Here is a 15,569-nt window from a genome sequence, read left to right as displayed (position 1 = left end):
GAGCATCAGAAGCGGTACGTCGCGCCGACCTGGAAGAACCGGCCGAGGTTCGTGTACAGCGACTGATCGTAGCCCGTGATATCCGGCACGGCTTGCCATTCCACGTCGAAAGGCGGCTTGCGGTCGAACAGGTTCGTGATGCCGCCGTAGATCGTCCAGTGCTTGATGCCGCGGTACGTCGCCATCAGGTTGAACTGGCTGTAGGACGCCACCGAAAGCGTGCCGCCGTCGCCGAACTCCGCGGCCACCGCGTTCGTGTACGGGCCCGTGTACTGCCACGTGAGCGTCGTCGTGAACATATGGTAGTCCCAGCTCAGGCTCGTGTTGCCCTTCCAGCGCGGGTTGCTTGCGCCGAACGGCTGCAGCAGCGCGAGGTTGTTGCCCGCGAAGTCCTGCGTGGGGGCACCCGGCGTGTTGAGCTTGAAGTGCCACACGTAGGCCCAGTCACCGGCCAGCGTGAAGGTACCCAGCGACGTGCGAACCGCCTTGCGGAAGTTCATGTCGAAGCCGTCGGTATCGAGCGAACCGAGGTTCACGAACGGCTGCACGATGTAACGCACCGTACCGTCAGGATTGCGAATGACCTTCGACGGATCGTTCTGGTCGAGCACGGCGTTCGGATCGGCGGTGCCGATCACGCTGTCGATGTGCACCTTGTAGAACGCGGCGCCGATGTCGGTGGTCGCATCCGGCGAGAGCTCGAAGCCGATGTTGTAGTTCTTCGTGTGCTCAGGCTGCAGGTTCGGGTTGCCGGTGGTCTGCTCCGTCGTGAAGTGCTTGGTGGGCACGCCGCTCGGGTCATTCGGGTCCACGAGGTTCTGGTGGCCCAGATAGACCGCCTGCGAGTTTTCCACGGCCGTCGGGGCGCGGAAGCCGCGGCTGTACGACGCGTAGGTCGTCAGCATGCGCACCGGCTGGAAGCGCAGCGCGAAGCTGGGCGAGAATGCGCCGCCGAAGTCGCTGTAGTGGTCGTAGCGACCCGCGTGCGTGAACGTGAGGTTGTGCAGGATCGGAATGTCGACCTGATAGAACGCTGCCGCCACGTTGCGCGACGCGTCCACGGTCTGCACGTTCGCAGGCGAAATGATGCCCTGCCCTGCCAGCGTCTGCGGATTGATGAGCGACGACTCGTGACGGAATTCCGTACCGATACCGAAGCCCACGTTGCCCGTGGGCAGCGTGAACAGGTTCGTCGTCGACGTCTTCGCCATGACGCTGTCGAGCTTCGAGATGGCCTGCTGGTTGTCGTCGCTGAACACGCCGTTCAGGCCGTTCGGCGTCGCAGCCGGATTCGAGAAGTTGTACGTACCATTGGCGAGCATGTTCTCGACGCCCGCCACGTTGAGGCGGTTCGTGAACGTCGAGTCGACCGTGCTCTGCGAGTGGCCGTAGTCAAGAGACCAGTCCCACGAGCCGAACTTCGCCGTGTCGAACGAACCCTTCACGCCCGTGGATGCCATCCAGTACGTCGAAACCGTATCCGCCACGCCGACGTTGTTCGGGAACGTCAGGTTGATCGGCGTCGGCACGCCGAACGGGTTAAACGGGTTCGAGGCCGGTACCGTACGCGAAAGCTGCGTCACGCTGCCCGTGGAAGGCGTGAAGAAGTTCGACGTGCTCGACAGCGCGGCGGGGCCGACGAGCTGAACGGTCTCGTCGCGGCTTGCCCAGAAGCCTGCATAGGCTTCGGTGGTGTCGTCGATCTTGAAGGTGGCACGCACCTTCGCGTTGAGGCGTGTGGTAGCAGGAATCAGCGAGGTGCCGGCAGCCGTGTTGTACGTACACGATGCGCCGCCCGTATTCGCGGCGCTGCTGCCCGGCGGACACGGGGAAAGCGCTGTGGTGGAGCCGGCGGGGCCCCAGTACGACTGCTGGTTGGGGCCGAGCGGCGCGGCAAGACCGCCCGGATATTGCGTGAAGTCCTGGTTCTTCGTCATGTCGCGATCGGCAAGCGTGGAACCGCTATCGCGGTAGTAGCTTGCGGCCGCCGTCACGTTGAAGCGATCGGAATTCAGGTCGCCGAAACCGCCCAATACGCTGAAGCTGCCCTGCCCGTCGCCGGGATGCTGCGCCTTGCCGAGTTGGCCGTCGATCTGCAGTCCCTGGAAGTTCTTCTTCGTGACGATGTTGACCACGCCCGCAATGGCGTCCGAACCGTACACGGAAACCGCGCCCGTCTTCACGACGTCGATGTGATCGACGATGTTGAGCGGAATCGAGTTGACGTCGAAGAACGTGTCGGTGAAGTTGACCGCCTGCGCGTAATTCGCCACGCGTTGACCGTCGACGAGCACCAGCGTGTACTTTTCGCTCAGGCCGCGCAGCGCGATACCCGCACCGCCCGGTGCCGAGGTGTTCATCGTGCTCTGCGACCAGCTGCTTGCCGAGTTCGCCGCGGTGCCGCGCAGGAAGTCGGCTACCGTGGTGTAGCCGCTCTGCTGGATGTCCTTCGCGGTAATGGTCTGCACTTCGAGATTGCTTTGCTTGTCCGCCGAGCGGATCAGCGAGCCTGTTACCTCGAACTTCTGCAGTTTCTTGACGGCCGGTGCTCCAGCCGTTACCGCACCCGATGCGGCTGCCGGCGCGGCAGCGGCGGGTTGGGCATCGGCGGCGGGCGCCGCGTTCGACGAACCGGTGGTGGCCGGCGGCGTTTGGGCGAAGGCGGACGTGCCGAGTGCCGCCGTCAATGCCATTTCGGCCCATAGTATCTTTCGGATGGCCGATCCTAGAACAGTTAGCTTCATATTCCCCTTCTTTACCCAGTCAATAAGGTCAAGTTGTTATCCCAAACCGGTCTATCCGTCCTCTTCGCTCGCCGAATTCAAGCTTCGCAGGCCCGGTCACCCGTCTTCACCCAGACGCCAAAAACAAGTACTGCAAGAACTTCCCGCTTCAAAACCCAATCACTACGTCTGATCGCGTTATTGCCGTGTGCATGACTTAAATGCGCGAGAGCCGGAAACAGGCAATACCCGGCCGCGCGCCCTACGCATGACGTGAGCACGACAATCAACACTTACAGTTCAGCAATCCTAAGTCACGAGCACAGCGAAGCTCGCACAAAACGACGGGGTATTGCGTACGGCTAGAACAACTTGGGCGTGCCCACCCAGACCAGTACGGTTTCTTCAGCGGCCGTATTCGTCCATCCATGCGGCACCGTGGACGCGTAATGCGCGCTGTCGCCCGCCTGCAATCCGAATGTCGTGCCTTCCAGCGTGAGAGAGAGCTGTCCGCGGACCACATACAGGAACTCCTCGCCTGCATGCGTGGTCACTTCGGAAGGCTGCTGTCCCGCCGGCATCCTGACCAGAATGGCTTCCAGCTTACGGTCGTCCGACAGATTCGTCAGGCGTCCGAACAGATTCGCCGAATCCGCGAACCCGAAGAATTTCAACTCTTCGCCGCGGCATACCGACCGTGCTTCGTTCGGTGTCTCGACAAAGTACTGCACGTTCACACCCAGCGCTTCCGCAATGCCCACCAGCGACGTGATGGACGGCGTGGCATGCCCCCGTTCGACCTGCGAAAGAAAGGGCTTCGAGATGCCCGCCGCTTCCGCCGTTTCCGCCAGCGTGTATCGGAGTCTGTGGCGAAGCGCCCGAATCTTGCTGCCGATCGCCACAGCGTGTACCGCGGCGCGTGCCTTGTTATCGAGTGGCGAAACCATAGCAAGACACAATCCCGTAGTCAAAATTTGTTTGATAAAAGCAAATCATGTTTCGCATGGCTAAGGGCTTTCGCCTGTCGGCACACTGAAATGCCGGGTTTCCCGCGGCTTTAAAGGGCGAACATAGGCCGCTTTAAAGCCACGTGAAACCCATTCGTCGCGCGTGCGCCGAGCCAGACTTGCGCATGCAGCGATCGGTTCGCGACGTCTTCATCTCCCCTTCTTCACTTCAGTCACGCTCATACGGCAACGTGAAGCGTTCAGCCGGCCCACGATTACTTCGCGGCCACGAGCAGCCACAACCTTGCGAGATCCGCGGAGCCATCCGTGCCCTTCACTGCGCGGAATGCCTGCACCGCACGCGCCTTCTCGCCGGCGATGTAATACGCCTCGCCCAGATGCAGTTGCGCCTGATCCGGATGATCGAGACCACCCTTCTTGATGGCGGCTTCCATCTGCTCGATGCCTTGCTTCGCCTGGCCCGCGAACACGAGATTGAAACCGGCGTCGACGGGTACCACGGGATTGGCGCTGTCCGCCGGTCCTTGCGCACGCTTTGCCGCAAGCGCCTGCAGGCGCTTCTCGCGATCGGCGTCGGCGCCGTGACCCAGCACGCCCGACGCGAAGCCCTGATCGATCACCTGCTTGCCTTCGGCCGTCGTTCCCGCCACGATCGCGAGCTGCGTCATCTCCATGTAGTCTTCGGGCGTGTTGAGGGCGCCTGTGGCGCGGCGCAGCCGATACGTGTCGATGTCGAGACGCGACGAATAGCCGGACTTCGCGCGTATGGCGTGGAACATGTCGTCCCAGTACGACTGCTTCGGGTAATACGCAACGAGCTTTTCGAGCGCCGCACGGTACGACGCGTCGTCTTTCACGCGCTGCGCGCAGGTGCCGAGCAGTTGCAGTTGCGCCTCTTCGGGTGCGTGTCCGGCGCGCGTCTGCGCATCGACGCTCGACTTCAGCGATGCGACCACGTTTGCGCAATCACCCGAGAGGTACCAGGATTGCACGAGCAGCGTGCGCATCTGCGGGTCCGCACCGCCTGCCTTCTGGTAGCGCTGCGCGGTGGCAATGGCGCGTGCGTAGTTCTTCTGCTGGAAGTAGATGCCGGCGAGCGCGGCCGTGGTGCGCTGTTCGTCTTCGGCGCTGAGCCGGCCGGAGCCGAGCAGCGATTCGTAGGCCTGGGCCGCCGTTGCGTCGTCGCCTGCCGCCATCGCCGCGGCGCCGCGCATTTCGAGCACCATGTAGTCCTCGTAGGGCGTCTTGTCCGGCACGGCCGCCGCTTGCGCGATCTTCGCGAGCGCGTCCTTGTACTTGTGCGCGCGATACAGGTCCTGCGCCGCGTTGAGCGGCTTCGCCACGTCGGGCCGCAACGTGTCGGCAGCCTGTGCCGATTGCAGCGCCGCGAGCGCGCACAGTCCGCCGAAGGCGGCCGCGATCGCGGCCCGGCGCACTGGCGCCACCCTGAACCATTGATGAGTCATCGGTGCCTTGCCTTTCTTTCGATTGCGAATTGCCTGGGTGTGCTTTGCTGTTGTGACGTGCCACACCTACTGCATGTACTGCTCGTTGCCGATCAGCCCGATCTTCGTCGCGCCCACACGCTGTGCCGCAGCCATCACGGCGGCGACGTCCTTGTACGGCACGAGCCGGTTCGGGCGCAGGTGAATCTCGGCCTGGTCGGGCTCGGCCGCCACCTGCGCGAGCCGCGCTTCGAGCGCCGCGCGGTCGGGCACCAGCGTGCCGTTCCAGGTCGTCGTGCCGTCGAAGTCGATATCGATCTGCACGACTTCGGGCTGCTTCGGCGGAGGCGGCGGGTTGCCCACCGGCAGGTCCATCTTCACGGCGTGCATCTGGATCGGAATGGTGATGATCAGCATGATCAGCAACACCAGCATCACGTCGATGAGCGGTGTGGTGTTGATGTCGACCATCACTTCCGGTTCGCTGCCGCCGCCCGAAGATACGTTCATCCCCATCGTCGACTCCTAGCCGCCGCGCGCGGGCGGCTCAGTGATAAATGAAACCTTCGCGATGCCGGCGCGCTCGCACGCCGTGATCACGCGGCCGATGAACTCGTAGCGGGTGCTCTGATCGCCGCGCACGTGCACTTCGGGTTGCGGCGTTTGCACCGATACGGTCTTCAGGCGATCCAGCAGCGTCTGCGCGTCCACGTGCGTTTCGTTCCAGAAGAAATCGCCATCGCGGTTCACCGCGATCTCGATGCTCTTCGGCTGCGTTTGCAGCGGCTGGATACGCTCCTTCGGCAATTGCAGGGGCACCGTGTGCGTGACGACCGGAATCGTGATCAGAAAAATGATCAGGAGTACGAGCATCACATCCACGAGCGGCGTGGTGTTGATGTTGGAGATGACTTCGTCGCTCTCTGCGTCTCCGACGGTCATGGCCATGGCTCGTTACCCCGCCTGTTCGACGAGCTGCGCCTTGGCGCCGACGCGCGCCGGGCGCTTGCCGCCCGCCAGCACTACCGTATGCAGTTGCGCGCCGAACGCACGCACACGCTCCATCACCGACTTGTTGCGGCGAACGAGGAAGTTGTAGCCGAGCACCGCGGGCACGGCCACTGCGAGGCCGATGGCCGTCATGATGAGCGCTTCGCCCACGGGGCCCGCCACCTTGTCGATGGACGCCTGCCCTGCGATGCCGATGGCCGTCAGCGCGTGATAGATGCCCCACACCGTGCCGAAGAGGCCCACGAACGGCGCCGTGGAGCCCACCGTGCCGAGAAACGCGAGGCCGTCCTGCAGGCGGTTCGATACGCTCGTGATGGCGCGCTCGACCGAGACGTCGATCCAGGTATTGCGATCCACGGCTTCGAGCAGCGCTTCGTCGTGATGTTCGCCGGCTTCGATCGCGGTCTCGGCGATGAAGCGGAACGGCGACGATTCTTCGAGCTGCTTTGCGCCTTCTGCGAGCGACGGCGCGGCCCACAGCTGTTCGTCGGCCGCCTTCGCGCGGCGGTTGGCGCGGAACTGTTCGAAGAACTTGGTGATCATGATGTACCAGCTGCCCATCGACATCACCACGAGCAGGCCGAGCACGAAACGCGCGACGAAGTCGCCGTTCTTCCAGAGGGCGCCGAGACCATAGGGATTCTCGACCGCTTCGGTGCTGGCCGGCGCGGGCGGCGGCGCAGGTTGGTCGGCAGCGGGTGCAGCCGTTTGAGGCGCAGCCTGTGCCGTAGCTGTCGCATCGCTCGCCTGGGCCCACGCTGCCTGCGGCGCCACGAAGGTATCCACCGCGCCTGCGGCGATCACGATGCCTGCCGCAAGAGCGGCGAGAGTACGCTTGTTCATATCCACTCCACTTGTCCGTTGAACCTGTACAACCTGACTCGTTAATCAATCGCTACCGGTACCGCACGTGCGGCGTGTTCAGTTCAAGTTGAACGAGAACGGAACCTGTACACGGACAGCCTGGCCTTGAGAAATGCAGTTGAAGCGCCTCACCGTGTTGAACGCAGCGCGATCGAGAACCGGATCCGCCGACTGCGCGACACGCTCGTTCGTGATGTGCCCTTCGGGGTCCACGACGAATTCGATCAGGACGTCGCCCGTGATGTTGTTTTCCTGCGCCTCCTTCGGGTACGTCATCGAAGCACGCACCTGATCCGAGTTCGGACACACCACGCCGATCTCGTGGCTCACGGGCTTGGCCGGGGCCACAGGCGCAGGCGGTGCCGGCGGCGCAACGGCCGGCGCAGATTGCACGGGCGTGGCCTGATGCGTGATGGTGGGCTGCGGCGGCGCCTGCACCTGCACCTCGGGCGGCGGCACGAACGGCGGCGGAGGCGGCGCGAACTTCGGCGGCGGCAGCTGCACCACGGGCAGCGGCGGCGGAGGCGGCGGCTTCACCGGCTCGATGATCTTCGTTTCGATGGGATGCTGGATGACGTGAACGACCTTGGTCGCAAGGCCGTTGAGAAGCGCATAGACAAGTACGACGTGCAGAAGGATGACGGCAGCGATACCGCCGAAACGGCGCGCGGGACTTTGCTGCTTGCGACCGAACTGGCGCGGACGCCCCTGTCCTGCCAGCCGACCCGCCGCGGCAGGAAACTGCCCTTCGACTTTCGAGACCACCTTCACACCTCCCTGCGTGAACTGCACTTTTCCGTAACCACCGCACCTGCCGTACTACATAGTGGTACTAATCGACTGCAATGGAGCCCGACGCACGATAGCGAAGCGATGGCGGCCGACAATGATTGCGGGAGCGCACGCCATGTTCCAGAGCCTTACCGAAAGTTGCGCGCCGGACTGGATGGGGTGCAAAGATAGTCACTTCAAAATGGGCGGTCAAACTTTTTTTGATGACAACATACACTTTTTAGAATAATCCCTCGAAAGGCCAAACGCCCCATTGTCACAATTAATGTGGCGTGCATGAACGCCGCCGCTACAGCCTTATTTGACGCGGCTCCAGCGGAATACATTACCGCCGCCTTTCTTATTAATTACAAAATACAAATATTCCATTTACATCTCGTTCAAATACCTTAACCATGTAAAAAGCCGCCTCCAAGGCGCATCATTTCATTGCCGGTTCGGCAATGCCTTACCACTTCTTTCGATCAAAATAAAAAAGCCGGGTAAACCCCGGCTCCTGCATGACAGCGCGCCCCGAAACAACGAGTCGGTCGCGCTGACCTCCTCTTCTTTAGTTGCTCATGGCGCCCGACGCTTCGTGCTTCATCGCGTCGCCCTTCTTCATCTTGTCGCTCTTTGCCATCTTGTCGTGCTTCATGTTGTCCTTCGACATCGCGTCATGAGACATGGCGTCGTGGGACATGGCGTCATGGGCCATCGCGCCGCTTGCTTCCTGCGCGAATGCGGCACCGCCGGCGGTCATCAGCGAAATCGTCAGGACTGCCATCGTCATCTTCTTCAGCGTTTTCATGTTGATCACTCCATGGGTTGTGATGAGGTGTGTGTATCCGGCTACGCACCATGCGCAGCCGGGCTTTCTGAAGCACCTGCCGTCCGGGGCGGCTTCGATCGCCTGCGCGTCGCCGCCCGCGCGCGTCAGGAGCCTCCGAACCAGTTGTAGCCCTGATCGACCCAGTAGCCGCCAGGGAACGTGTTAGTAACGAAGATTTCCACGATGTGCTTCGGGTTCTTGTAGCCGAGCTTGGTGGGCATTCTCAATTTCATCGGGAATCCATACTTCGCCGGCAGGCGCTCGCCGTCGTACTCGAACGTGAGCAGCGTCTGCGGATGCAGCGCCGTCGGCATATCGATGCTTTCGTAGTAGTCGTCGGCACATTTGAAGCCGACGTACTTCGCCGTCGTGTCCGCGCCTGCGCGCCGCAGAAACTCGCGAAACGGTGTGCCGCCCCAGCGTCCGACTGCGCTCCAGCCCTCCACGCAGATGTGCCGCGTAATCTGCTCGGCGTGCGGCAGCGCGTAGAGTTCCGGCAGTGTCCACACACGCTTGCCGGTAACGAGACCGCTTACCGTGAGACGGTAGGCAGACGCGTCGACGTGGGGTACTTCGTCGATGCCGTAGTAGGCATTGAACGGAAACGGCCGCGTGATCTGCGCTTCGGTGTAAGTAGGCGCAAGGCGGTAGGGGTCGAAGATCGCGGCCTGGGCGCGATCGTTCAAACGCGAAACTGCACGCAAGAAGTGATTCACCGAGTCTTCGTCCGTCACGTTGCAGCCGGTCAGCATCACGAGACTGCCCAGGCTCATCAACTGCTTGCCGAACGCGCGGCGCGCCGGCATGGCGAGTTCGCGACGCGCGTCGATGAGAATCGACTCGCGGTCGAGTTTCGCGACCGTCTTCCTGTTTTCCATGCTCATGACGCTTCTCCTTAACGCCCGCGCAACATCGCGACAAGCGAGCGCGGAACGATTGCCACCATCACGAGATGCACGGCGACGAATGCAGCCATTAACGACATTGCGACGAAATGCACGACGCGTGCGTTGTCGTAGCCGCCCATCACGTCGCGCAGGAGCGGAAACTGCACCGACTTCCAGACGGCGAGCCCGGACAGCACGAGCACGATCAGATCGACGATGACGAACACATACGCGGCCCTCTGTACGGCGTTGTAGTGGCGCAGGTCGGCATGCGACAGCTTGCCGGTAAGCGCGCCCGCAAGATCGCGCAGAATGGCGCGCGGCGTGAGCGGCAGGTACTTGCGCGCGAACCGCCCCGTGGCGAGATTCAATGCGAGATAAGCGAGTCCGTTGAAAACGAGCAGCCACATCGCCGCGAAGTGCCACAGCAGCGCACCACCCAGCCAGCCGCCTAACGTGACGGCATTCGGGAAACTGAAGCTCGCGAATACCGGCGACGCGTTATAGATGCGCCAGCCGGAAAACATCATCACCAGCGCGGTGAGCGCGTTGAGCCAGTGCGTGAGGCGCAGCCACAGCGGATGAATGACGCCGGGCGGATGCGCGCCTTTCCCGGCAGGCGCGTCGCGATGCAACTCGCGGGCGCTCGTGTTGGGTGTGGCCATATCGGTCTCCTTGAAAAATCCAGTCAGTGGCAGGCAGGTAGGTCGGCTGCCTGGAGGACGTCGCCGCTCGTTGCGTCCTCGACGAAAGCGACTACACCGAACGATCCGCGCGAGGCTCGAGGTGCGTTGCGGGCATCGGTCGGCAAGTCGATCTCGCGCCTGATTTGCGCGTGTCCGGCATCGAGTGCGACGGGGCCGATCCACTCGCGCACCACACGATCGTGATGCAAGGTCGCGCCACTGTTTTCGCCGGCACGCACCTGCGTCGTGAGCGCGTTTTCGTAGACCGCAACGTAGGCTTCCAACGGACCATGCTCGCCTGCGCCGTGGGCCGTGAATCGCGCATCGAGCATGGCGCGCATCGGTTGCGTCAATGCCGCCGAATTCATTGCTGAGGATGCCGAATCGATATTTTTCGGTTCGAGCGTGATCGTGACGTCGGCCTCGGCAGGCTGCGAGCGCACCTGCGCGATACGTGCATCGAAACTCGTGTCTTGCGACCAGCTACGCAGTTCACGCCCCGAAACGAACACTTCGGGCGTATAGACGAGATGGCCCCCAGCGCGCTCGGTGAGGCTTTGTTGCCGCTCCGTGAAGCCGTGCTGCGAAAAACGATCGGTCCAGCCGAGACTGTTCCAGTAATCGACGTGTAAAGCGAGCGGTACGATCCCGCTCGCCGCGCCGCCGTCTTTCCACTGGCTCAGCCAGCGGTCCGCGGGTGGGCAGCTGCTGCAACCCTCGCTGCTATAGAGCTCGACCAGTGCAACGCGATGCGCCGGGCTGCGCGCCGAGCAGAGCGATGCCGCCTGCGCCACGCCGCTCACCGCCCACGCGAGCACGAACGCCCCTACGCGCCTCGTGCTCATCCATCCGTCTCTACTCTGCATGGCCCGCTCCAATTGAGGAAACTGCACGTTGGTCGGCGGTGCGGGCCACTTATGACAGCGTCCGCAAAAAAAATTTGCCCCGATGCAAAGACGACCGCCGACGCGCTCACCAGCCGGCATACGGGCGCGGTGCTATGATGAATTCGTTCCGTCTGCTCAATGCCTCGCGCGATACGCGCCTGCGCTAACGTCCGCTCCTCCCATGCCCGCGCCCCGTACCCGAACATCGCGCCTCATGCATCGCCATTACCGAACGGGTATGGCGGGCACGCGTGTTCGCCGTACGTTCGCGCGAGCGCGCCTTGCCGGTCTTGCCGCCGCGCCGCTCTCCCCCGCCCGGCGCCCGATCTGAACCAGCCCTCCCTCAAGCTTATGGAGCCGGCCGATCGGGCTCCGGGCCACTCGCATCCGCAAGCTTTCTTTTCTGGATCGAACAGGAGAACCGCTGTGAAGAAGAAAAAGATCTGCTATCTGACTGAGCTCGAAGTGGCCCGCCTCACGAAATTCGCGGCCGAGCCCGCGCTCGCACATCAACGGCAACCGCTCCTCGACGAACTGCTCGAGCATGCGGCCATCGTGGATGCGCATGAGATTGCGCGCAATGTGGTGACGATCGGATCGCAGGTCGTGCTGCTCGACGAACAGACGGGCGAATCCATGACGTGGACGGTCGTGTACCCGCCGCAGGCCGACGTGGCGCACGGCCGGCTCAACGTGTTTTCGCCGGCGGGCCACGCGCTGCTCGGTGCAAAGCGCGGCGAACACATTCATTTCACCACGCCGGGCGGCGTGCAAAAAGCGATGAAGGTGGACAAGATCCTGTATCAGCCCGAAGCGGCTAACGACACGTCATCATGAAATTGCCGCGGCGCAGCGCAGTTTTTCGCGCGCCGCGAAGGCCGGGCGACGCATGCCCACGCCATTGCAGGAGCGGTGGAAGACGGGTTGCCAACGGGCAACCGCCCGGTGTATCTTGACGGCTGCTTGCGCGGGGGTCCTGCGTCGGGCATCGCTTCGGCGATGCCTGCTGCGGGTGAGAAATACCCTTTGAACCTGATCTGGATAATGCCAGCGCAGGGAAGCGTCCGGGTTTCGCCTCGGTTTCATCGGCTTTCGGGCCACCTCTTCTCGCGAAATCCGTCCACGTTCATTTCGTCTCCTGCGTAGCGAACCCACATCAGGAGAGATGCATGAACGCCAATCCAAAATTCCTTTCCGCTGACGCGCGTGTGGACGCCGCCGCCGTCGAACCGCTGCCGAACTCGCGCAAGGTCTACGTGACCGGCTCGCAACCCGACATCCGCGTGCCGATGCGCGAAATCACCCAGGCCGATACGCCGACCGCGTTCGGCGGCGAGAAGAATCCGCCCGTCTACGTCTACGACACCTCCGGTCCCTACACCGACCCCGAAGCGCGCATCGACATTCGCGCCGGTCTGCCTGCGCTGCGCCAGCGCTGGATCGAGGCACGCGGCGACACCGAAGCGCTGCCGGGCCTCTCGAGCGCCTACGGTCGCGAGCGCGCCGCCGACGCCGCCACGGCCGAATTGCGCTTTCCCGGCCTGCATCGCACGCCGCGCCGCGCGAAAGCGGGCCGCAACGTCACGCAGATGCACTACGCGCGCCAGGGCATCGTCACGCCGGAAATGGAATACATCGCGATCCGCGAGAACCAGCGCCGCGCCGAATATCTGGAGAGCCTGCGCGCGAGCGGCCCGAACGGCGAGAAGCTGGCCGCGATGATGGGCCGCCAGCATCCGGGCCAAGCGTTCGGCGCCACGGCGTTCGGCGCCACGGCGTTCGGCGCCACGGCGTTCGGCGCCAACGCGCCGAAGGAGATCACGCCCGACTTCGTGCGCGAAGAAGTGGCGCGCGGCCGCGCCATCATTCCGGCGAACATCAATCACCCGGAAACGGAGCCGATGATCATCGGCCGCAACTTTCTCGTGAAGATCAACGCGAACATCGGCAACTCGGCGGTGACGTCGTCGATCGGCGAGGAAGTGGACAAGATGACGTGGGCCATCCGCTGGGGCGGCGACACGGTCATGGATCTCTCGACCGGCAAGCACATTCATGAAACGCGCGAATGGATCATTCGCAACAGCCCGGTGCCCATCGGCACGGTGCCCATCTATCAGGCACTCGAAAAGGTGCACGGCAAAGCTGAAGAGCTGACGTGGGAAATTTTCCGCGACACGCTGATCGAGCAGGCCGAGCAAGGCGTGGACTACTTCACGATCCACGCCGGCGTGCGCCTGCCTTACGTGCCGATGACAGCCAAGCGCATGACCGGCATCGTGTCGCGCGGCGGCTCGATCATGGCCAAGTGGTGTCTCGCGCATCATCGCGAAAGCTTCCTGTACGAGCACTTCGAAGAGATCTGCGAAATCATGAAGGCGTACGACGTGAGCTTCTCGCTGGGCGACGGGCTGCGTCCCGGCTCCATCTACGACGCCAACGACGAAGCACAGCTGGCCGAACTCAAGACGCTCGGCGAACTCACGCAGATCGCGTGGAAGCATGACGTGCAGACCATGATCGAGGGCCCGGGCCACGTGCCCATGCAGCTCATCAAGGAGAACATGGACCTGCAGCTCGACTGGTGCGACGAGGCGCCGTTCTACACGCTCGGACCGCTCACCACCGACATCGCGCCGGGTTACGACCACATCACGTCGGGCATTGGCGCAGCGATGATCGGCTGGTTCGGCACGGCGATGCTCTGCTACGTGACGCCGAAGGAACACCTCGGCCTGCCCGACAAGAACGACGTCAAGGAAGGCATCATCACGTACAAGCTCGCGGCGCACGCGGCGGATCTCGCGAAGGGGCACCCCGGCGCGCAGGTGCGAGACAACGCGCTGTCGAAGGCGCGCTTCGAGTTTCGCTGGGAAGACCAGTTCAACCTGGGCCTCGACCCGGACAAGGCACGCCAGTTCCACGACGAGACGCTGCCGAAGGACTCGGCGAAGGTCGCGCACTTCTGCTCCATGTGCGGCCCGCACTTCTGCTCGATGAAGATCACGCAGGACGTACGCGAATACGCCGCAAAAGAAGGGCTGAGCGACGACGAAGCGCTGAAGAAAGGCATGGAAGTGAAGGCTGTGGAGTTCGTCAAGCAAGGCGCGGAAATCTACCAGCGGCAATGACGTAAGCGTCGGCAAGGCTGCGCAGCGGGTACGTTCGCGCTGAGCTTGCGCTTCGCAGCGCGGCGCGAAGCGAGGGCGGCGCCCATCTCACGTGCAGCTCGATTCGGGCGGTGTGCGATGCAGCGAAACAACGCTGTATCGCCACCGCCCGAAACATTTATTTACCGATCCGACAATCTGCTGACAAGCGTACACACCCTGATACGGCCCTCGTCGATAAGATCGTTTCATCAAGTGCCGGGGCGGCCCTGCCGCCGGCACCGAATCTTCTACAAGAAGGAGTAGCGATCATGAAAGCGGCTCGGCATCCGGGTGCACGGCTGGGTGTGCTGGCAGCAGTGGTAGCGCTCGCCGCGACCCTCTCGGCTTGCGACAACATGACGACACGACAGCGCGATACGGCCATCGGCGCAGGTGTAGGCGGCGTGGCGGGCGCAGCGATCGGCGGCAATGCGCTTTCGACGCTGGGCGGCGCGGCGGTGGGCGGCATCATCGGCAATCAGGTAGGCAAGTAACGCAAGACGCGGAAGCGCCCGGCAGGATTAGAGGCGAATAGCACAACGATCGTCGGCGGCAGCACCCATCAGGGAGATTCGCGCGGCGCACACCCGAACACGGGGTGCGCCGCGTTTTTATTGGGGACGGCGCAGCTGAAATGATGTGAAACAGGGCGCCAAGGCGTTGCGATAGGCGACGCGTGCACGGCGGCGTATGCTCGATCTGTTCGACACACGGCACGACACACGTTCACCTATGCGCCGCGCGTAGCAGGCCCGGCCTCGCAGACCGCGTCGACCAGCGGCAGCGCCATCGTCCTGACATCAAGCGGCGAGAAGCATCGAGAAGGAGCGCCTCAACATGAAGCTGTTCCCCGCTACGGCCCGCCTTGCCAGCGCCGGCGCACTGCTCGCGCTGTCCGGGTGCTACTACTATTACCCGTACTACCCCGCGTACTACTACGCGCCGCCGGTGCCGACCGTAGCCACGCAACGCGAGGTGCCGCTCGCACCGTCTGCGGCCTCGTCCGCCTCTTCCTCCCGCGCACCCTCTTCTGCGGCGCCGGCAGCGTCGGCGCAGAGTGCTCCACCGCCCGACACGGAATATCCCGCTCCGCTTTACGCGCCGCCACCTGTCGTGGTCGCGCCCGTGCCGGTTTATCCGGCGTGGCCTGCTTATCCGGCTTACTACCCTTACCCGTGGGGCTGGTACGGATGGGGGCCGTCGGTATCGTTCAGCTTCGGTTACTGGCATGGCGGCGGCTGGCACGGCGGCCACGGTGGTCGTCATCATTGACGCGGCCTCGCGCGAAGCCTCCCGTAGTTTCCCTGCTTGACGCAGCACGTCCGTCTCCTATGCTGCGTATG

Annotated in this window: 15 protein-coding genes and 1 riboswitch; of the genes, 4 read left to right on the top strand and 11 right to left on the bottom strand. The window is 63.3% G+C overall.

Features of this window, described 5'->3' with window-relative positions:
* Positions 1 to 5: 5 nt before the first annotated feature.
* The 11 genes from U0042_RS25625 to U0042_RS25575 form a co-directional block, all read right to left on the bottom strand.
* Positions 6 to 2,744 (bottom strand): TonB-dependent receptor plug domain-containing protein, encoded by a 2,739-nt coding sequence (locus U0042_RS25625; RefSeq protein WP_114814282.1) that lies wholly within the window; start codon positions 2,742 to 2,744, stop codon positions 6 to 8.
* A 341-nt stretch (positions 2,745 to 3,085) separates the two neighbouring features.
* Positions 3,086 to 3,670: a helix-turn-helix domain-containing protein gene (locus U0042_RS25620; RefSeq protein WP_114814283.1), complete on the bottom strand. Its 585-nt coding sequence runs from the start codon at positions 3,668 to 3,670 to the stop codon at positions 3,086 to 3,088.
* 275 nt (positions 3,671 to 3,945) lie between these two features.
* Positions 3,946 to 5,157, bottom strand: coding sequence for a tetratricopeptide repeat protein (locus U0042_RS25615; RefSeq protein ID WP_114814284.1), 1,212 nt, complete (start codon positions 5,155 to 5,157; stop codon positions 3,946 to 3,948).
* A gap of 66 nt (positions 5,158 to 5,223) precedes the next feature.
* Positions 5,224 to 5,652 carry an ExbD/TolR family protein gene (locus tag U0042_RS25610; RefSeq protein ID WP_114814285.1) on the bottom strand — a complete coding sequence of 143 codons (429 nt, stop codon included), beginning with the start codon at positions 5,650 to 5,652 and terminating at the stop codon, positions 5,224 to 5,226.
* 9 nt (positions 5,653 to 5,661) lie between these two features.
* The gene (locus tag U0042_RS25605) at positions 5,662 to 6,084 is read right to left on the bottom strand and encodes an ExbD/TolR family protein (protein WP_017777874.1); all 423 of its coding nucleotides are present in this window, start codon (positions 6,082 to 6,084) and stop codon (positions 5,662 to 5,664) included.
* A 6-nt stretch (positions 6,085 to 6,090) separates the two neighbouring features.
* Positions 6,091 to 6,990 carry a MotA/TolQ/ExbB proton channel family protein gene (locus tag U0042_RS25600; protein WP_114814286.1) on the bottom strand — a complete coding sequence of 300 codons (900 nt, stop codon included), beginning with the start codon at positions 6,988 to 6,990 and terminating at the stop codon, positions 6,091 to 6,093.
* A 78-nt stretch (positions 6,991 to 7,068) separates the two neighbouring features.
* Complete coding sequence (locus U0042_RS25595) at positions 7,069 to 7,776, bottom strand: energy transducer TonB (protein WP_114814322.1); 708 nt, start codon at positions 7,774 to 7,776, stop codon at positions 7,069 to 7,071.
* 577 nt (positions 7,777 to 8,353) lie between these two features.
* Entirely contained in the window at positions 8,354 to 8,575 is a 222-nt protein-coding gene (locus U0042_RS25590) for a pentapeptide MXKDX repeat protein (RefSeq protein ID WP_114814323.1), read from the bottom strand.
* 143 nt (positions 8,576 to 8,718) lie between these two features.
* Positions 8,719 to 9,498: a molybdopterin-dependent oxidoreductase gene (locus U0042_RS25585; RefSeq protein ID WP_114814287.1), complete on the bottom strand. Its 780-nt coding sequence runs from the start codon at positions 9,496 to 9,498 to the stop codon at positions 8,719 to 8,721.
* Positions 9,499 to 9,509: 11 nt separating this feature from the next.
* Positions 9,510 to 10,166, bottom strand: a complete 657-nt coding sequence (locus U0042_RS25580; RefSeq protein WP_232833536.1) for a cytochrome b/b6 domain-containing protein — start codon at positions 10,164 to 10,166, stop codon at positions 9,510 to 9,512.
* A 23-nt stretch (positions 10,167 to 10,189) separates the two neighbouring features.
* Positions 10,190 to 11,053 carry a DUF1223 domain-containing protein gene (locus tag U0042_RS25575; RefSeq protein WP_114814288.1) on the bottom strand — a complete coding sequence of 288 codons (864 nt, stop codon included), beginning with the start codon at positions 11,051 to 11,053 and terminating at the stop codon, positions 10,190 to 10,192.
* Between the two features lie 447 nt (positions 11,054 to 11,500).
* Between U0042_RS25575 and U0042_RS25570 the strand changes: the two genes are divergently transcribed.
* The 4 genes from U0042_RS25570 to U0042_RS25555 all read left to right on the top strand — a co-directional run bounded on the left by U0042_RS25570 (position 11,501) and on the right by U0042_RS25555 (position 15,498).
* Complete coding sequence (locus tag U0042_RS25570) at positions 11,501 to 11,911, top strand: GreA/GreB family elongation factor (protein ID WP_114814289.1); 411 nt, start codon at positions 11,501 to 11,503, stop codon at positions 11,909 to 11,911.
* 122 nt (positions 11,912 to 12,033) lie between these two features.
* Positions 12,034 to 12,151, top strand: a riboswitch (TPP riboswitch).
* A gap of 92 nt (positions 12,152 to 12,243) precedes the next feature.
* Positions 12,244 to 14,205 carry a phosphomethylpyrimidine synthase ThiC gene (gene thiC / locus U0042_RS25565; protein WP_114814290.1) on the top strand — a complete coding sequence of 654 codons (1,962 nt, stop codon included), beginning with the start codon at positions 12,244 to 12,246 and terminating at the stop codon, positions 14,203 to 14,205.
* Positions 14,206 to 14,495: 290 nt separating this feature from the next.
* Positions 14,496 to 14,720, top strand: coding sequence for a glycine zipper 2TM domain-containing protein (locus tag U0042_RS25560; RefSeq protein ID WP_114814291.1), 225 nt, complete (start codon positions 14,496 to 14,498; stop codon positions 14,718 to 14,720).
* A gap of 343 nt (positions 14,721 to 15,063) precedes the next feature.
* Entirely contained in the window at positions 15,064 to 15,498 is a 435-nt protein-coding gene (locus U0042_RS25555; protein ID WP_114814292.1) for a hypothetical protein, read from the top strand.
* Positions 15,499 to 15,569: the final 71 nt, after the last annotated feature.

The organism is Paraburkholderia kururiensis, assembly GCF_034424375.1.
Classification (GTDB): domain Bacteria; phylum Pseudomonadota; class Gammaproteobacteria; order Burkholderiales; family Burkholderiaceae; genus Paraburkholderia; species Paraburkholderia kururiensis_A.
This window is presented reverse-complemented; position numbering and strand designations above follow the sequence as displayed.